Source organism: Actinomycetota bacterium (assembly GCA_030650795.1).
Taxonomy (GTDB): domain Bacteria; phylum Actinomycetota; class Actinomycetes; order S36-B12; family S36-B12; genus UBA11398.
In genome coordinates, this window is sequence record JAUSDJ010000031.1 from 102,595 (window position 1) to 119,955 (window position 17,361).

Genomic DNA, 17,361 nt, shown 5'->3' on the forward strand with positions numbered 1-17,361 from the left:
CTAGTGATGCCGAGAGAACCCGCTGGCAAATTTCTGGTGTTACGCGAGTGGTGTGTCGTCGCCCAAAAACGTCTCAAGAAGGCGATCAGCCGCGACCGCGGCAGGCAGTTCACCATTACGAACCGCCTCGGAGATCTGGCCAAGTTGCGACTGGACATCTGGAGATTCGCGGAACTCATCAAGCAAGCGATCGGAGATCATCGACCACATCCAACGCAGGTGCTGCTCGTGCCGTCGCAACTCACGTTCGCCGCTAAGAATCTTGATCTCGCGGTGGCGCAGGATCTCGTGCCAGATCTCTTCAAGGCCCGAGTTCTCGGCCGCCGAACAGGTCAACACAGGCGGAGTCCAGTTCTTGGATTCTGGAGTCATGAGCCGAATAGCCCGCCGATAGTCAGAGGCCGCGAGCTTGGCCTTCTTGACGTTGTCGCCATCAGCCTTGTTCACCGCGATGAGATCGGCCAGTTCAAGAACGCCTTTCTTGATTCCCTGAAGTTCATCTCCTGCACCGGCGAGCATGAGCACCACGAAGATGTCGACCATGTCAGCAACAGTCGTTTCGCTCTGACCCACGCCAACCGTCTCGACGATGATCACGTCGTAGCCGGCTGCTTCGCACAACAACATGGTCTCGCGCGTGCAGCGCGCCACTCCACCCAAAGAGCCGCTCGCGGGTGAGGGCCGGATAAAGGCATTGGGATCAACGGCCAGACGCTGCATTCGTGTCTTGTCGCCGAGAATCGCACCACCCGTACGCGATGAGCTGGGGTCAATAGCCAGCACCGCCACATGGTGGCCTTCGGCAGTCAGATTGCTGCCGAATTGATCGATAAAGGTCGACTTGCCAACCCCTGGAACTCCAGTCAGGCCAATACGATCGGCCCGGCCCACCTCAGGCATGAGAGTGGTGAGCAACTCGGCGGCTTGCGCGCGATGCTCGGCCTTGCGGCTTTCAACAAGGGTGATGGCACGTGCCAACCACATGCGATCACCGCTGCAAATCAGATCAGCCAACTCCGAAGTCGGCGGCAGCGGTTTTTTCATGCACGCGATTCAAGCAATTGCTGCAGGAGCTTTTCTGCGGCTGCCGAAATTACGGTGCCGGGAGGGAAGATCGCGGCAGCGCCAGCCGCGTAGAGCGCATCGAAATCCTGCGGCGGGATGACACCACCAACCACAACCATGATGTCCGGACGACCCATGTCAGCAAGGGACTGCTTCAACATTGGCACGAGGGTGAGGTGACCCGCGGCCAAGGAAGAGGCGCCGACGATGTCGACGTCAGCTTCAACTGCTTGCCGGGCAACTTCATCAGGAGTCTGGAACATCGGGCCAATGTCGACGACGAAACCAAGGTCGGCAAAACTTGAAGCGATGACCTTCTGGCCGCGATCATGACCGTCTTGTCCCATCTTGGCCACCAGCAGGCGCGGGCGACGACCCTCTTTCTTCTCGAAGCCATCAACCAGGGTGCGCACCCGGCTCACGATCTCGTCGTTCTCGCCCATCTCCTGACGGTACACGCCAGAGATGGTCCGAATTTCCGCCTTGTGACGGCCCCAGGCGTTTTCCATCGCCATGCTGATTTCGCCAACCGTCGCGCGCACACGTGCTGCATTGACTGATAGCTCCAGCAGGTTGCCAGTGCCTTCGCGGGCGCCATCTTCGATCGCCTTCAGTGCAGCATCAACGGCTGACTGATCGCGATCAGCCTTCAGCCGAACGAGCTTGGCGAGTTGATCTTCACGCACGGCCGCGTTGTCGATCTTAAGGACGTCAATGTCCTCGGGCTCTTCTGGTTGGAAGAGGTTCACGCCGATGACGGCCTGACGACCCGTGTCAATACGCGCCTGAGTGCGTGCCGCGGCCTCTTCAATGCGCAATTTCGGAATGCCAGCTTCGATGGCCTTGGTCATGCCACCGAGCTCTTCGATCTCTTGAATGTGCGCCCATGCCTTTTCGGCGAGTTCACGAGTGAGCTTCTCGACGTAATAACTGCCACCCCAAGGATCAACCACGCGAGTAGTGGCTGACTCCTGCTGCAGGAAGAGCTGCGTATTGCGAGCAATGCGAGCCGAGAAATCAGTTGGCAGCGCGAGAGCCTCGTCGAGCGCATTGGTATGCAGCGACTGCGTGTGCCCCTGGGTTGCGGCCATCGCCTCGACGCAGGTGCGCATCACGTTGTTGTAGACATCCTGAGCCGTGAGCGACCAGCCTGAAGTCTGCGAATGCGTACGAAGCGCCAGCGCCTTTGGGTTCTTGGCGTCAAAGCCCTTGACCAGCTTTGCCCAGATGAGTCGGGCCGCGCGTAGCTTGGCGATCTCCATGTAGAAGTTCATGCCGATGCCCCAGAAGAAGGACAGGCGCGAGGCGAAGGTATCGACCGGCAAACCGGCCGCAATGCCTGCACGGATGTAGTCAACGCCGTCAGCGAGGGTGTAGGCCAGTTCAAGATCAGCCGTGGCTCCGGCCTCTTGCATGTGATAGCCAGAGATCGAGATCGAATTGAACTTCGGCATCTTCTCCGAGGTGTACGCAAAAATGTCAGAGATGATCCGCATCGACGGGGTCGGCGGATAGATGTAGGTGTTGCGAACCATGAACTCTTTAAGTATGTCGTTCTGGATGGTTCCCTCAAGTTTCTCAGTCGGTACACCCTGTTCTTCAGCAGCCACGATGTAGAGCGCGAGGATCGGCAGTACAGCGCCGTTCATCGTCATCGACACGCTCATCTCGCCAAGCGGAATGCCATCGAAGAGTTCGCGCATGTCCAAAATTGAATCGATTGCCACGCCAGCCATGCCGACGTCGCCTGCTACGCGCGGGTGATCGGAGTCGTAGCCGCGGTGTGTCGCGAGGTCGAAGGCGATGCTCAGCCCCTTCTGCCCCTGCGAGAGATTGCGGCGGTAGAAGGCGTTGGAATCACGCGCAGTTGAGAAGCCTGCGTACTGACGCACTGTCCACGGCTGATTGACATACATCGTCGGGTACGGACCGCGCAGGAAGGGTGCCAGGCCGGGCAGGGTGCGCAGGTGGTCCAGGCCTTCGAGGTCGGCTGCCGAATACAGCGGCGACACGTCAATGCCTTCTGGGGTTTCCCACACGAGCTTGTCCGGCAGGGAGCCAGTTAACTTTGCGACCGCATCTGCCCAGGCTGCATGATCGCTGCCGGGCTGGCGCGCGCTGAGCTCGATACCGCTGAAATCAGGAACGGTCGCCATCTCAGACTCCCAACTTGGTGTGTAGGCGTTGCAAGGTGGAGAGCACGTCGACTCCCATATAGACAAAGTCATCGATACCGGCGGCCTCGTATTGATCCTTGGCATCACCAGCTCGACCGGCCAGATAGATGAAGCTGGCACCAGCGCTCTTCAGCGCCTCGGCATATGCGACGCCTTGCTCGCTGTAGGCAGCATCGGTTCCGCAAATGACAGCAGCCGTGGCTCCTGATCCCTTGAAGGCTTGGGCTGCCGCAGCGGCATCTGCGTAGCCACCATCACCGACCGCATCAACGCCGCCGGTGGCAAATAGGTTGCTTGAGAAAGTTGCACGGGTGACATATGAGGGCCCGACGCCAATGTTGGCAAGGAAGATGGTGGGCTTGGTTGCGGCCGCCTCGGCTGCAACGCGCATCGCTTCATAGGACTCGGCAAGCCGACGCGCTTTGAGCGGGGCCACGGTGGTGACTGTGCCGTCTTGCGAGAGGCCGGGCCGTGAATCCAGCGGCGGCGTAGCGCTGCTTTCTGGGCGACGCTCACCAATAAGCGGGAACTCACTGACACCGGTGATCGCCTGCTTGCGATTGGAGATGAGCTTGTCGCGCTTGGCTGCAGTTGCAGCAACATCTGTTTGGAAAGTGCCGGCTGCAAGCACGGCTTCCAGCCCGCCAGCGGCTTCAATGGCCTGGAATTGCTTCCAGCCTTCGGCCGCCAGCGCGTCGGTCAGGCTTTCGACGTAGTAGCTGCCGCCTGCGGGATCCAGCACCCGACCGATACCGGATTCATCTTGCAGCAGGAGTTGGGTGTTGCGTGCCAGTCGTCGCCCGAGATCACTCGGAAGCCCTACCGCACTGTCGAATGCAGACACAGTGAGCACATCAGCGCCTCCAACGACTGCGCCAAGGCTGGCCGAAGTGCCACGCAAGAGGTTCACCCAAGGATCGATGACCGTGAGCCATCGACCGCCAGCATGTGCATCAACCTGAACAAGGCCCGGGAACTGTGTATCAACTTCAAGGCCGCTTGCTTCCAGCACCGTTGACCAGCAGTGGCGCAGCGCGCGCAGCTTGGCGATGGTCGCGAAGACATCAACATCGGCCGCGAGTTCAATCACGATCTGCCCGGCGGCAGTGCTCACATCAAGTCCGCCGGAAACGAGTGCTCGCAGATAGGTGGTGGCCGAGCCAAGTGCAAAGGCGAGCTCTTGACCTTCGCTGGCGCCTGCATCAGCAGCAACAACTGCCGAAGCACGGAAGGTGCGCACGCGCGGAGTGGTGGTCTCGCGAGCGATCATTACGCCTTCGGCAATGGCTTCAGTCGGTGTCTGTGGCAGCACTCCTTGCGAGGCAAGTGTGCTGAGTGGGTCAAGGCCAAGACATCCAGCCGGAAGCACGCCAACTGCATTTCGAGCCTCGAGTACTTCGCCCAGCCAAGCCGCAGCAGTTGTTGACAATGCGCCAGCGCGAATGGAAATCGGCGCGAGATCCAGCAGTACTCCCTCGAGCAGGCGAGCAAGATCCTCCGACGAACGCACACTCACACCAGCGCCCTCACCGGTGAGATCAAGGTGAAGATCCAGACTGGTCGCGCCATTGCGAAGCTCTGTCAGCGCCTGTGCATTTGCGATGGCGACATCGGGATGTGCGATGGAGGCGCGGATGTCCCAAGCACCGTCAACACGGGGGGAAATCTGACCACCGCGGGTCAGTGGAGAGAAGCCAGGGAATCCAGATTCATCAGACTCAACCGCGACGTCGTCCGCGGTGTAGAGCGGCTCAATACGAATGCCATCGAGAGTGGTGCTGACCAGGATCTTGTCGAAGTCACCCCCTTTGATTGCCTTGTCGACCTCGACCATCCAGGCCGCGCGGGTGGGCTCATCAAATTCTGCGGCCAGGATCAGACCATTCACGGAAGTCACAACAGGCAAGATTACTCACGCACGGCGGTGTGTGGGCAGCAGACTGTTGAACTCAGGCTGATCCCCCACCGTGCGATGAACTCAATCAGTGCTCTTGCGAACGCCGATCTTGCTTCCGAGCCAGCGAATCGGGTCGTACTTCACGTCGGCAACTCGTTCCTTGAGGGGAATGAGTGCGTTATCGGTGATGTGAATGTGCTCTGGACAGACCTCAGTGCAGCACTTCGTGATGTTGCAGTAGCCCAGACCGAGCTCATCTTGCGCCATCTTCTTGCGGTCCAAGGTGTCAAGCGGGTGCATGTCGAGTTCAGCAACGCGCATGAGTACGCGAGGGCCAGCGAAAGCCTCGTGGTTCTCTTCGTGATCGCGCACGACGTGGCAGGTGTTCTGGCACAAGAAGCACTCGATGCACTTGCGGAACTCCTGGCTGCGCTCGACATCTTCCTGCTCCATGCGGAACTCGCCCGGCTTGAGGCCAACTGGTGGCTGGAAGGAAGGGACTTCGCGAGCCTTCTTGTAGTTGAAGGAGACGTCTGTCACGAGGTCGCGAATGACTGGGAAGGCACGAAGCGGCGTGACTGTGATGGTCTGCTCTTCTTCGAAGGTGTTCATCCGAGTCATGCACATCAGGCGTGGCTTGCCATTGACCTCTGCGCTGCATGAGCCGCACTTGCCTGCCTTGCAGTTCCAGCGGATGGCAAGGTCATTTGCCTGCTCGGCCTGCACGCGGTGCAGGACGTCAAGGACGACTTCGCCCTCGTTGACCTCAACTGTGTAGTCCTGAAGGGCGCCATTGCCATTGTCGCCGCGCCAAATCTTGAACTTCGCCGTATAACCCATTGTCAGAGAGTCCTTACCACTAGTGAGTCGAGTTCCTCAAGAGTCATGTACTTGCTGAGCTCAGATTCATCGAACAGTCCGGCGAGCTCAGAAGTCATCGTTGGCAGTGACTGCTTGACGATCGTGACTTCTTGAGCTTCAGCGCGCACGATGAGGTTCACCTTGCGCCATTCATCGCTCATCTCAGGGAAGTCTTCGCGAGTGTGACCGCCGCGTGATTCCTCGCGAATGAGCGCTGCCATCGCAACACACTGCGAGACCAGCAGTTGCTTGGGCAGATCCAGGGCCAAGTGCCAGCCCGGGTTGTACGCCCGGCCGCCGATGACCTTCATGTTTGCCATGCGCACCTTCAATTCCTGGATTTTCACCAGGGCCTCTTCGATTTCCGAAGCGGTGCGGATGATGCCGACCAGAGCGTTCATGGTGTCTTGAAGGTCGTACTGGATTGCGTATGGGCTTTCGCCTTCAACGCGAGTAAACGGTGCCAGTGCCCAATCCAGCGCGGCTTGCAGATCGGCTTCGCTCACGTGGGTCTGCTTGCCCTGCCCGCGGACCTCATCGACGTGCTCGGCTGCGAACTGTCCGGCGCGACGACCAAAGACAAGCAGATCCGACAGGGAGTTACCGCCGAGTCGGTTGGAGCCGTGCATGCCCCCACTGGCCTCGCCAGCAGCGAAAAGGCCCTTGACCCCAACCGCAGCCTGAGTATCGGGATCGACTTCGACTCCACCCATGACGTAGTGGCAGGTCGGACCGACCTCCATTGCCTCTTGGGTGATGTCGACGTCAGCCAGCTCCTTGAACTGATGCCACATCGAAGGCAGCTTGGCACGAATGACATCGGCTGGCAGACGCTTGGACACGTCGAGGAACACTCCACCGTGTGGCGTTCCGCGGCCAGCCTTGACCTCGGAGTTGATGGCGCGAGCCACCTCATCGCGAGGCAGCAACTCCGGCGGACGCAGGTTGTTGTCGGGATCTGTGTACCATCGATCAGCTTCTTCTTCAGTGGTCGCGTACTTCGACTTGAACACATCAGGGATGTAGTCGAACATGAAGCGACGGCCCTCAGAGTTGGTCAGAACTCCACCATCGCCACGAACTGATTCGGTGACGAGCAGGCCCTTGACGCTCAGAGGCCAGACCATGCCCGTGGGGTGGAACTGCAAGAACTCCATATTGACCAGCGAGCCGCCGCACTCAAGTGCCATTGCATGGCCATCGCCCGTGTACTCCCACGAGTTGCTGGTGACCTTGAAGGACTTGCCGATGCCGCCGGTTGCAATGACAACCGACTCTGACTCGAACAGTACGAAGGTGCCACTTGGACGCCAGTAGGCCAGCACGCCGGCAACTCGACGATCATCGCCCTCACCGGTCATGAAGATCTTGGTGACCGAGCACTCTGCAAAGACCTTCAGACCTGACTCGAACTCGCCAGTCTTCTGCTTGTCCTCTTGCTGCAAAGCGACGATGCGCTGCTGCAGGGTGCGGATCATTTCCAGGCCGGTGCGGTCGCCGACGTGAGCCAGCCGTGGGTATTCGTGGCCACCGAAGTTGCGCTGGCTGATCTTGCCATCCTTGGTGCGATCAAAGAGCGCGCCCCAAGCTTCAAGTTCCCATACGCGATCAGGTGCTTCTTTGGCGTGCAGCTCGGCCATGCGGTAGTGATTCAGGAACTTGCCGCCACGCATCGTGTCGCCGAAGTGCACCTGCCAGTTGTCGCGGTCGTTGACATTGCCCATGGATGCAGCAATGCCACCCTCGGCCATGACCGTGTGCGCCTTGCCGAATAGGGATTTGCTGAGCACCGCTGCGCTCTTGCCATTCGCTCGGGCTTCGATTGCCGCGCGCAGACCTGCGCCGCCGGCACCGATGACCACGACGTCGAATTTGTAGCGTTCGATGCGCTCGATGTTTTCCATGAGTCAGATGTCCTTGTCGACTTAGAAGAAGTAGAAGTTTGAGATGGCGCCGATGGCGACTTCGCGCACATACAGATCGGCAAGCGCAACACCGAAGAGTGAGATCCATGCGAATCTCGGATGGTGGACATTCAACTTGCTGACCAAGGTCCAAAACTTGTAGCGCACCGGGTGCTTGGAGAAGTGCTTCAGTCGCCCGCCCATGGCGTGACGGCAGGAGTGGCAGGAAAGTGAATACAGCCAAAGGAAAGTGGCGTTGGCCAGGAGCACGAGCGTGCCGATGCTCACGTGAGCCCAGCCCGAGTAACCAGGCCTCTGCAAGGCCAGGATCGCGTCGTAGGTGAGGATTACGTTGAACACCAGACCGGCGTAGAAGAACCAACGGTGCGCGTTGTTGAAGATCAGCGGAACATGGGTCTCACCGGAGTACTTGGTGTGCGGCTCGGAGACGGCGCAGGCAGGCGGTGACATCCAGAAAGAGCGGAAGTAGGCCTTGCGGTAGTAGTAGCAGGTCAAGCGGAAGCCGAGGGGAAAGATCAGGATGAACAGCGCTGGCGAGATGACCATCCCGAAGATGGTCCAACTACCAAACGGAGTCCAGAAGAACTGCGCTGCTTCGGGTGTACAGGCTGTTGACAGGCACGGGGAGTAGAACGGAGAGATCAACGGCTCGGCGTAGTAGTAGGCATTCTCGAAGGCTCGCCAGGTGGAGTACCCGACAAAACTCGTGATCACGATGACGGTGACCAGTGGCATCAGCCACCATCGGTCGGTGCGGAGGGTTCTAACCCCGATCTTCGCCTTGGTGCGAGTTGCTGGACTGTTGGCCGGCGGAATATCGAGTGAACTACTCACAGGTGAGACCTTTCGAAAGATCAAACGCGAAATACTGCGCTACGCATCATAGGGCTAGAACCTGGGGGTCAGGGGTGGGCCTTGTGCGAACTGGCTCACAAATATTCGGGCCTATTACGATGACGGAACTATGCGCAAGCTTCTGGTGGCGGGCCTGGCCGGATGCCTGGCTTTCGGGCTGATGGCTAGCCCTGCATCAGCAGTAGGTCTTGGCGGCGCGCAGCTCGATCTTCCCGGTATCCAGGTCGATTTGAGCGGGGGCGCTGATGCGCTACCAGCGCTGAAAGTCCACACTTGGATTTTGGCCGATGCCACGACAGGTCAGGTGCTGGCGGCCAAGAAAGCCCACAAGCAACGATCGCCGGCGAGCACCCTGAAGACCCTGACCGCCCTGACACTCCTGCCGCGCCTAGCCCTGAATGGGACTTTCACTGGAACGCCAAAAGCAGCCAACAGCGATGGCGCTCAGGTGGGGGTCCAGGCCGGAAAGCAATACACGATCGAGCAGTTGCTCTACGGGATGATGCTGCCCAGCGGCAACGATGCGGCAGTGGCACTCGCTCAGGCCAATGGCGGAGTGCGGACAACTGTTGACGAGATGAACGCGCTAGCCGACCAATTGCAGGCCGTTGACACTCAAGCCACGACTCCCAATGGGCTGGACAGTCCCGGCCAGGTATCCAGCGCATACGACCTGGCCTTGATAGCGCGAGCAGGGCTGGCCAGATCTGACTTCAGCACCATCGTTTCCACCAAGCGCTACGCCTTTCCTTCAAAGGGCGGTGGAACTCACCTGATCTACAACCTCAATCAGATGCTCACGAGCGGTTTCCGGGGAGCTATCGGCGTCAAGACGGGTTTCACCACCAAGGCCGGTCGCACCTTTGTTGGTGCGGCAACACGCAAAGGCCACACGCTGATCTTTGTCGGCATGGGCATCAAGGAGGCATCCAAGACCGCGGCCGAAGATGCACTTGCCTGGGGATTTGCAAACCTGAGCAAACTCACACCGGTCGGCACCCTCGTGGATCCCACTACGCCGCTACCCCAGACTTCAAGCTCCGCGCTGGCAGCAACACCGCAGGCAGAGCAACCCGCAGAAGCAGTCGCCACGGTTATCCCAGCACCGAGTCTTACTCCAGATCCGGTGGCATCGGCAGCCATCAGCCAAGCCGCACTGAAGATTCCGACCACGCCTGCGCAGTCACCGTCATGGTGGCTTGGATTGATCGTGCTTGCAGTAATCGGCGCGTTGTTGCTGGGCTTCAACGCCAGCAGAAATCGCCGCCGCCGCTTGCGCTAACCGGTCGAGCTTCCGCTAACTCGGCAGAGTCACAAAGCCAATCGCCTCATAAACAGATGCAAGAGTCTGAGCAGCAGTTGCGCGCGCCTTGCGCGCGCCAAGAGCCATGAGTCGTTGCAGTTCTGCCGGATCTGACATCAGTTGGTCAACGCCGTCTCGAATCGGTCGGATGAAATCAACGACGATCTCAGCGGTCTCAGACTTCAGATCGCCATAGCCGCGGTCGGCGTAGTCAACTACGAGCCGATCGATGCTCTTGCCAGTCAAGGCTTGTTGCATTGTCAGGAGATTGGAGACCCCTGCCTTGTTTTCGGGATCAAAGCGTATCTCGCGCTCGGAATCGGTAACTGCACTCTTGATCTTCCTGATAATCGTCTTGTCATCATCGAGCAGAAAGACGCAGCCCGCGGGACTGGACTTGCTCATCTTTGACGCCGGATCCTGAAGATCGACAATCTTTGCAGTATCGGTGACATACATGGCCTTGGGCACGGTGAGCGTTTCACCAAAATTGGCATTGAAGCGCTGTGCAAGATCACGAGTCAGTTCCAGATGCTGGCGCTGGTCTTCGCCAATCGGCACGGCGTCGGCTTGGTACACCAAGATGTCGGCCGCCTGCAGGATCGGATAAGTGAAAAGCCCAACCGTGGATCGATCAGCTCCACCTTTTTGCGACTTGTCCTTGAACTGAGTCATCCGGCTGGCCTCGCCAAAGCCAGTCTGGCATTCCAGCACCCATGCCATCTGGCTGTGCTCTGGCACATGACTTTGCACAAAGATCGTGCACTGCTCAGGGTCCAAGCCGATGGCCAGCAACTGCGCGTACGAGAGCAGAGTTCGCTGCCGCAGCAATGCGGGGTCGTGATCGACGGTGATCGCATGCTGATCAACCACGACGTAGTAGGCATCGTTCTCGTGCTGCATCTGAAGCCACTGCCGCAGTGCGCCCAGATAATTGCCAATCTGGAAAGAATCAGCGGTGGGCTGGATTCCGGACAACACGCGTGAGGGTCGAGGCATGTCCGTCATTCTGGCAAAGAGCTGCCTGGCTCGGACACCAGGTCTTCGGTGATCGCCAGTGGCTGCACGCGTACGCGGGCGAGTCGACGGCCATCAAGTTCCTCGACGATAAATAGGTGCGTCGCTGTTTGGACTTGATCACCCAGCTCTGGAAGGTGTCCGAGGCAGGCTACGACAAAGCCAGCAACCGTCTCGTAAGGACCTTCAGGTAGTTCAATGCTGTATTCGTCAGTGAAGTCATCGACGTTCAGCAATCCGTCGACTACCAGGCTGCCAAAGGCAAGAGCATCGGAGTGACTCTCGTCTGCGTCGTACTCATCATGAATGTCGCCGATGAGCTCCTCAACGAGATCCTCAAGGGTCACGATGCCCGCGGTGCCGCCATACTCGTCGACAACAACAGCCAGATGCTGACGATGGCGGCGCATCTCTGCCAGCGTGGCCAACACTCCCTTGGTGCCGGGGAAGGCTGGAACCTCACGCACGATTTCACCTACCGTGATGGCAGAACTGCTTGAAGTCGGCGCAAAGATGTCGCGGATATGGACGAAGCCGATGATGTCGTCTGATGATTCGCGCATCACCGGGTAGCGCGAGTGGGGTTGATCCACTACCTGCTTTGCGGCGTCAGCAACGTGATCACTGGCAGCCAGGAACTCGACCTCAGTTCGCGGAACCATCACTTCTCGCAGCTCGCGATCGCCTGCTGAAAACACATCGTCAATGAGCTCGCGCTCTTGCGCAGTCAGATCTTCGTGTGCGGCAACCAGATCGCGCAGTTCCTCGCCGCTGATCTGCTCCTTGGCCGCCTTTGGATCGATGCCGAACAAGCGCACGACAGCGTCAGTAGCCAGCGAAAGCGCGAAGATGAACGGGCGAAAGATCTTGGCGGTGATGTCGATGGGCGCAGCAGCGAACAATGCCACTGCCTCAACTCTTTGCAGAGCAATGCGCTTGGGCACGAGTTCGCCAAACACCAAGGACATGAACACAATGACGACGGTGACCAGGATGAATGCGAGCGGGTCCGCCAAGGAAGGATTCATCCCCCAGCCGACCAAACTCGTCGTGATGATGGGTGCGATCTGCGCAGCACCGAAGCCCGCCGAAATGAAGCCCGCCAGAGTAATACCTACCTGGCCAGCAGCCAGGAAGCGATTGGGATTCTTGGTCAATATCGCCAGCCGTCGACCTCGACGGCCTTGCTCGCTTAGCCGCACTACCTGACTGTCCCGCAGGGTTACCAGCGCCAACTCAGCAGCGACAAAGAATGCAGCGATCAGGATGAAACACAGCACGATAGCCACATTGACCCAGAGGCTACTCATGGGCGAACTCTAGGCGAAGTCGAGCGCACAGCCCACGGGGGACGAGCCGCGCTGCTGCCGCCAGATGGCGGGTAGCGGGCCGGTGATAGCTACAAAAAGACTGAAGGGGTGCTGCCTCAATGCGGCAGCACCCCTTCAGGATCGAAACAGTGGAACTACTTCTTCAGGTACAACTCTGCCGTGACAGGTGTCCGGAAGGAACTGTCACTAATCTGAATCTGGTAGTGACCAGCGAGGAATGTCTTGGTCGCCAGGTTGAAGATGTACTGCTGACCATCGGCCGAGTAACGCATGGCCGAACTGGTGGTCGGTGATGCTGTTGAGATCGCGTCATCACCGCTGACCTTGACGGTCGGGGCCAGAGTTGCCACTGAAGCGCCAGCACAATCCTTGACCTGAATCTTGACAGGCACGGTTGATCCCAATTTGAACTGGCTTACTGGCAGTCCAAGGTGGGTGTCGTTGACGGGCTGCAGAATGCCTCCGGGGATGTTGTAGACCGTGTGGGATACAGCGCTGGCCGTACCCACTCCGCCGTCATCATCGGTCACTGCAGCACTCAGCAAGTAGGAACCAGCCGAGGTGTAGCTGTGATCGAATGTCGCCGAGTTCACACCGGCAGCTCCAGTGAAGGTGGTGACTGAGAGGTCACCGAAGTCCACTGTGCCAGTGAAGGTGTCATCCAGCCCTGGATCGGTCCAGTTCGTGGTCAAAGTGATGTGGCATCCGTTCAGATCACCTGAACGAGATACCAAGACAACAGGCGCAACGTTGGTTGCCGAGTAGTTGAAGGCATCAGCAGCAATGCCGCCTTCGCCATCGTTCGCTGAGATGTTGACTGTGACAGGCAGGAAGTTATCCCGAGTTGCGTAGGTGAACTTCCAACTGCCGTTGCCGTTGTCGGTGAAGGTAGTACCCGACGCGTTGTCAGCAGTCAAGGTCAGGACATCAACTGCATCTGCGTCGGCAAAGGCACCAGTCACAGTGACAGTGCTTCCTTCAAGCACGGTGGCGCTCGCTGCATGGGTAGCAACAGCAGGAACGTGGTTGGCAGACTCGTATGTGAACAAATCCGTGACTGTCGCGCCGTGGCTATCAGTTGCCGTCACAGTGACGGTGCCCTGAGCAATGGTGTGTCGGGCATCCAGAGTGAAGGTCCACGAATGCATCTTCCGCAGCTACGCCAACAGTTGGTGCGTTGTTGACCGGTGCCGGAGCCTGCGCTGCGCATCCGTTGTTCCATAGGGCCTGGCTAGCAGCATCCCAATTCATGCCAGCGAAGTCGCCGAACGGAGGAATGATGTCCTGCGCGTCATCAAAGTGAGCGGAAATATTTCCGGGATGCTGGCTCACGTATGGCTGATCAGATGAGGCTTTCGCATGGCAAATACGCAAAGTCGAGGGGGCGGCCATTGCTGGCGCAGCGGCGAATAACGTTCCAAGTACAAGTGCAGATGCGCCAGCGATTGTCCCGAAACGTGACGGGCGCCCGAGCGTTGCAAGCATGAGTGCTCCTTAGCAATCTTTAGTCTGCGAAAGGCAGGCGCTGGAGCAATAGCGCGGGTAAGTGAAAATAACCAACCGGTAATAATCCTCCATTTTCGTGTCGGCCTTCGAAGGGAATACGTCCGAAATTTCACGGGAGGATCGAATGCCCGTCAGGCCGAAATATCGCTCCTACTTTCGCGTTCCCGTGCCAACAGCACGGTGCACCCAAGCGCCTGAGTCGTGTAGGCAGCCATGGCGAACGCCATCGTGAGCCCGGTGTTAAAGGGCACAACGACCGGCCGAGATGACGCCCGCAACGGTGATGCCGACCTGGCCTGCGACCGGAAGCGATTGGGGTGCTTGGCAAGTACCTCATAGCGTCGACCTTTTTCTCCAACTTGCTGATCTGGCTTTCACGCAAACAGACGATCGCGAGTTCAGCGCTAGCAAAGAATGCGCCAGCGAGGATAAAATAGAACGCAATAACAGTGACCCAAATGTCACTCATGCGCGTCCTCTAGGCGAGAAGTTATCTCGCGTTCGGAGTCACTTCGCTGGAAGCACCCGAAGCACTTGAGGTTCCGAGCCGATTGATGGCAGACGCAGTAAACGTGTACGACTTCCCATTCTCAAGACCACCCACAGTGCAGGTGGTGCTAGCTGATTCGCACAGCAGGCCCTCGGGCGAGGAGCGGATTCGGTACTGCTTGGCAGGCCCGCCCGAACCACTGCTCAGGCTCACGGTGACCTCGCCATCGCCGGCCTGCAAGGCCACGATGCTCGGAGTGCCAGGCGCCTCAAGATCGTCGGTCGGTGTGAAGTACTCGGAGCGAGGCGAGGAGGGCGAGAACCCCGCCCCATTCGCTGCCTTGACTGTGAAGGCATATGCCTCGTCGTTGGTCAGACCAGTGACGGTGCAAAAATGCTTGAGCGTTGCCTTGCAGGTCAGCCCCGCCGGCCTTGATGTCACGGTGAATGCCCGCGCGATGGGTCCCGAAGCAGGATCGAAGGTGACCAATGCGTTCGCATTGCCCACGTCAACATTGGTGACCTCGGGTGCGCGGGGAGCCAAATCATCGGTCTCCCACTCCGGGTTATCAAGAGGACGCACCGACCGCGATTTCAGCGAAGGTAACGAAGTGCCAAAACTGTTCGTTGCATTGACGACGAAGGTGTATGGCGTGTCATTGGTCAAACCATTCACCGTGCATGAAGTCTTGACCGTTCGACAGGTGAAACCGCCTGGCGTGGAAGTGACGGTATAGGCAGCGATCGGGGTATTCGACGCAGACGCGGTCCACGAGACCTCGATTGAGCCATTGCCTGACACCACTTTGACATCAGTAGGGGCTGCTGGCAGTGACGATGAGGACGATGTTGACGTACCTGTTGGAGAGGGCGAAGCACTTGAAGTCCCTGTTGGAGAGGGCGAAGCACTTGAAGTCGCAGTAGCCGTTCCGCTGCCCGTGGGCGAAGCCGATACAGAGCCACCCGGGGTTGCCGAACTCGTACCTGTCGGCGATGCCGAAGCACCTGGAGTCGCAGAACTCGTACCGCTGGATGAACCAGATGGGGCTGGAGTAGCCGAGCCAGTAGCGCCCGGAGTTGCTGAAGGCCCATCGGTGCTCGAGGGCGTTACCGAGGGCGTCGCGGATGCCGCTGGCGCCAGCGAGACGCCAACCACGGGAGATGCTGAGCCGGCACCGACTGTTGAGATGACGCGCAAGGCGATCTGGTAGGAGGAACCTGCGGTCAGACCTTCAATGCTCAACGGGGAAGTAATGGCCAGCGGGGACCGCACAGACCAACTTACGCCGCCGTTTGTTGAGTACTCGTAATTCAGAACATCAAGCAGCGAATCGGCTGGGCGCGAGAAATCAACCGTCAGATTAGTGCCCGAAGCGGTCACGCTTGAAATGACGGGAGCGTCGTCAGCTGCAGCCTGCGAAGTGCCATTGACGAACAGCAGCACTCCCACACTCATCGCCAGAGCAATGAGCATGCTCATGAGCAGCCGCGGCAGATTCTGCGGCCGCAAAGGCGAAACTAGTCCTGCCACGATTGACTCCCTCGCCTCTGGTCCATGGGCGTGCTCCCTGAATCTGTAGGTGAAATAGATTCACTAGTGTAAGCCACGGGGTGTGGCGCAGTCCACCCGCCGCTAATCGAACTTTCGATGAATCTCGTCAGCCTGTCAACTGGTGGCTGGGACCGAACTGACCGACTCTCTCGCCAACAGTATGGTGCACAAAAGCGACAAAACCGAGCAGATGGCCATGACGACTGCCATCGTGAGGCCGGTGTTGAAAGGCAGGATGGCAAGCAAGGGGGTGGCTACCAGGGCTCCGGCGAAGGTCATCGCTCCGATAATCGCAGATGCGGTGCCGACAAAGGCACTGCGCTCAAGGGCAAGCGCCATGGCATTGGCACCGATTGACGCGCGCGTGCCCATCACGAAAAGGAGCACGAAGATCATCAGCCACATCGACGGGCTGGACACCGCCATGATCGGAATCAGGACAAAGGCAGCGATAGTGGCGATTGCAAGGGACACCACGAGCAACCGGCGCACTGCGAAGTTCAGCAGCAGTCGTCGATTGAGCATTCCGACAAAGAGGATCGAAAGGACGATCCCGGAGAAGGCGAAGCTGTAGGCAGAGGGGCTGAGCCCGAAGGTCTCCTGGAACACGAATGAGGAACTGGCCAGATAGGCGAACAGGGTGGCGAAGGCGAAGACCTGAGTGATCGCGTAGCCCATGAAAACGCGGTCGCGGAACATCAGCCCGGCGCCCCTGCCAAGTTCCCGCAAGCCGCCGGAATGGCGTCGATCAGGTGGCAGGGTCTCAGGCACGAAGAAGATGATCGCCAAGGCCAGCAGCACGACGAATCCGGTGAGGAAGATGAAGGCCGCGCGCCAAGTCTGCGTCCAGGTCAGCAGTGCGCCACCCACGACCGGCCCGATCAACGGTGCCAGCATGGTGATGCTCATCAGAAGTGAGAAGAAGCGTGCTGCCTCTGGCCCTTTGGAGATGTCCGCTGCGATCGCCCGACCGATGACAATGCCGGCTCCACCGGTGACGCCAAGGGCCAGGCGCGCGAAGGTGAGGAACTCGATGGTGGGGGCCAGAGTGCAGGCGATGGTCGACGCGATCGTCGCCAGAGTCATGGTGATGACCAGTCGCCGACGACCAATGGAATCCGACATCGGCCCGAAGACCAACTGACCGATCATGATGCCAAGGAAGGTGGCAGTGAGAGTCAGTTGCGCGGCGCTGTCGGTGGCATGCAGATCGTCGGTCAGATTCGGGAAGGCCGGCAGATAGACGTCAGTGGCGAAGGGCGCGAAGGCCGTCATGCCCGCGATCGTGCCCATCAGAATCCACAAGCCGCGAGTGGACAGCCCGTGGTCGAAGGCTTCTGACTGCGAAGGAGGAGCAACCGTCATCGGCTACCCCTCCTTTGC

Annotated in this window: 13 protein-coding genes; 1 reads left to right on the forward strand and 12 read right to left on the reverse strand. The window is 59.0% G+C overall.

Features of this window, described 5'->3' with window-relative positions:
• Positions 1 to 39: 39 nt before the first annotated feature.
• From meaB to Q7L55_09915, 6 genes are all read right to left on the reverse strand, one after another.
• Positions 40 to 1,044 carry a methylmalonyl Co-A mutase-associated GTPase MeaB gene (meaB, locus tag Q7L55_09890; GenBank protein ID MDO8732860.1) on the reverse strand — a complete coding sequence of 335 codons (1,005 nt, stop codon included), beginning with the start codon at positions 1,042 to 1,044 and terminating at the stop codon, positions 40 to 42.
• Complete coding sequence (scpA, locus tag Q7L55_09895; GenBank protein MDO8732861.1) at positions 1,041 to 3,221, reverse strand: methylmalonyl-CoA mutase; 2,181 nt, start codon at positions 3,219 to 3,221, stop codon at positions 1,041 to 1,043. The genes meaB and scpA overlap by 4 nt, the downstream gene beginning before the upstream one ends.
• Position 3,222: 1 nt before the next feature.
• Positions 3,223 to 5,139 carry a methylmalonyl-CoA mutase subunit beta gene (locus Q7L55_09900; GenBank protein MDO8732862.1) on the reverse strand — a complete coding sequence of 639 codons (1,917 nt, stop codon included), beginning with the start codon at positions 5,137 to 5,139 and terminating at the stop codon, positions 3,223 to 3,225.
• Between the two features lie 81 nt (positions 5,140 to 5,220).
• Positions 5,221 to 5,979 (reverse strand): succinate dehydrogenase/fumarate reductase iron-sulfur subunit, encoded by a 759-nt coding sequence (locus tag Q7L55_09905; protein ID MDO8732863.1) that lies wholly within the window; start codon positions 5,977 to 5,979, stop codon positions 5,221 to 5,223.
• 2 nt (positions 5,980 to 5,981) lie between these two features.
• Complete coding sequence (locus Q7L55_09910) at positions 5,982 to 7,904, reverse strand: fumarate reductase/succinate dehydrogenase flavoprotein subunit (protein MDO8732864.1); 1,923 nt, start codon at positions 7,902 to 7,904, stop codon at positions 5,982 to 5,984.
• Between the two features lie 21 nt (positions 7,905 to 7,925).
• Positions 7,926 to 8,759, reverse strand: coding sequence for a hypothetical protein (locus Q7L55_09915; GenBank protein MDO8732865.1), 834 nt, complete (start codon positions 8,757 to 8,759; stop codon positions 7,926 to 7,928).
• Positions 8,760 to 8,889: 130 nt separating this feature from the next.
• Here Q7L55_09915 and Q7L55_09920 point away from each other — a divergent pair, with 130 nt between their 5' ends.
• The gene (locus Q7L55_09920; GenBank protein MDO8732866.1) at positions 8,890 to 10,062 is read left to right on the forward strand and encodes a serine hydrolase; all 1,173 of its coding nucleotides are present in this window, start codon (positions 8,890 to 8,892) and stop codon (positions 10,060 to 10,062) included.
• Between the two features lie 15 nt (positions 10,063 to 10,077).
• Here Q7L55_09920 and trpS read toward each other — a convergent pair whose 3' ends face one another.
• From trpS to Q7L55_09950, 6 genes are all read right to left on the reverse strand, one after another.
• The gene (trpS, locus tag Q7L55_09925) at positions 10,078 to 11,091 is read right to left on the reverse strand and encodes a tryptophan--tRNA ligase (protein MDO8732867.1); all 1,014 of its coding nucleotides are present in this window, start codon (positions 11,089 to 11,091) and stop codon (positions 10,078 to 10,080) included.
• The gene (locus tag Q7L55_09930; GenBank protein MDO8732868.1) at positions 11,088 to 12,410 is read right to left on the reverse strand and encodes a hemolysin family protein; all 1,323 of its coding nucleotides are present in this window, start codon (positions 12,408 to 12,410) and stop codon (positions 11,088 to 11,090) included. Before Q7L55_09930 ends, trpS begins: the two co-directional genes overlap by 4 nt.
• A 155-nt stretch (positions 12,411 to 12,565) precedes the next feature.
• Entirely contained in the window at positions 12,566 to 13,579 is a 1,014-nt protein-coding gene (locus Q7L55_09935; GenBank protein MDO8732869.1) for a PxKF domain-containing protein, read from the reverse strand.
• Positions 13,506 to 13,916, reverse strand: a complete 411-nt coding sequence (locus Q7L55_09940) for a hypothetical protein (protein MDO8732870.1) — start codon at positions 13,914 to 13,916, stop codon at positions 13,506 to 13,508. The genes Q7L55_09935 and Q7L55_09940 overlap by 74 nt, the downstream gene beginning before the upstream one ends.
• Positions 13,917 to 14,427: 511 nt before the next feature.
• Positions 14,428 to 15,957, reverse strand: a complete 1,530-nt coding sequence (locus Q7L55_09945; GenBank protein ID MDO8732871.1) for a fibronectin type III domain-containing protein — start codon at positions 15,955 to 15,957, stop codon at positions 14,428 to 14,430.
• 135 nt (positions 15,958 to 16,092) lie between these two features.
• Positions 16,093 to 17,343: a multidrug effflux MFS transporter gene (locus Q7L55_09950; GenBank protein MDO8732872.1), complete on the reverse strand. Its 1,251-nt coding sequence runs from the start codon at positions 17,341 to 17,343 to the stop codon at positions 16,093 to 16,095.
• Between the last annotated feature and the right edge of the window lie 18 nt (positions 17,344 to 17,361).

Bases quoted from the DNA above. Each gene is read 5' to 3' on its own strand.
- meaB (MDO8732860.1), bottom strand. From the start codon at position 1,044: ATGAAAAAACCGCTGCCGCCGACTTCGGAGTTGGCTGATCTGATTTGC.
- scpA (MDO8732861.1), bottom strand. From the start codon at position 3,221: ATGGCGACCGTTCCTGATTTCAGCGGTATCGAGCTCAGCGCGCGCCAG.
- Q7L55_09905 (MDO8732863.1), bottom strand. From the start codon at position 5,979: ATGGGTTATACGGCGAAGTTCAAGATTTGGCGCGGCGACAATGGCAAT.
- Q7L55_09910 (MDO8732864.1), bottom strand. From the start codon at position 7,904: ATGGAAAACATCGAGCGCATCGAACGCTACAAATTCGACGTCGTGGTC.
- Q7L55_09920 (MDO8732866.1), top strand. From the start codon at position 8,890: ATGCGCAAGCTTCTGGTGGCGGGCCTGGCCGGATGCCTGGCTTTCGGG.
- trpS (MDO8732867.1), bottom strand. From the start codon at position 11,091: ATGACGGACATGCCTCGACCCTCACGCGTGTTGTCCGGAATCCAGCCC.
- Q7L55_09930 (MDO8732868.1), bottom strand. From the start codon at position 12,410: ATGAGTAGCCTCTGGGTCAATGTGGCTATCGTGCTGTGTTTCATCCTG.
- Q7L55_09935 (MDO8732869.1), bottom strand. From the start codon at position 13,579: ATGCATTCGTGGACCTTCACTCTGGATGCCCGACACACCATTGCTCAG.
- Q7L55_09940 (MDO8732870.1), bottom strand. From the start codon at position 13,916: ATGCTTGCAACGCTCGGGCGCCCGTCACGTTTCGGGACAATCGCTGGC.
- Q7L55_09950 (MDO8732872.1), bottom strand. From the start codon at position 17,343: ATGACGGTTGCTCCTCCTTCGCAGTCAGAAGCCTTCGACCACGGGCTG.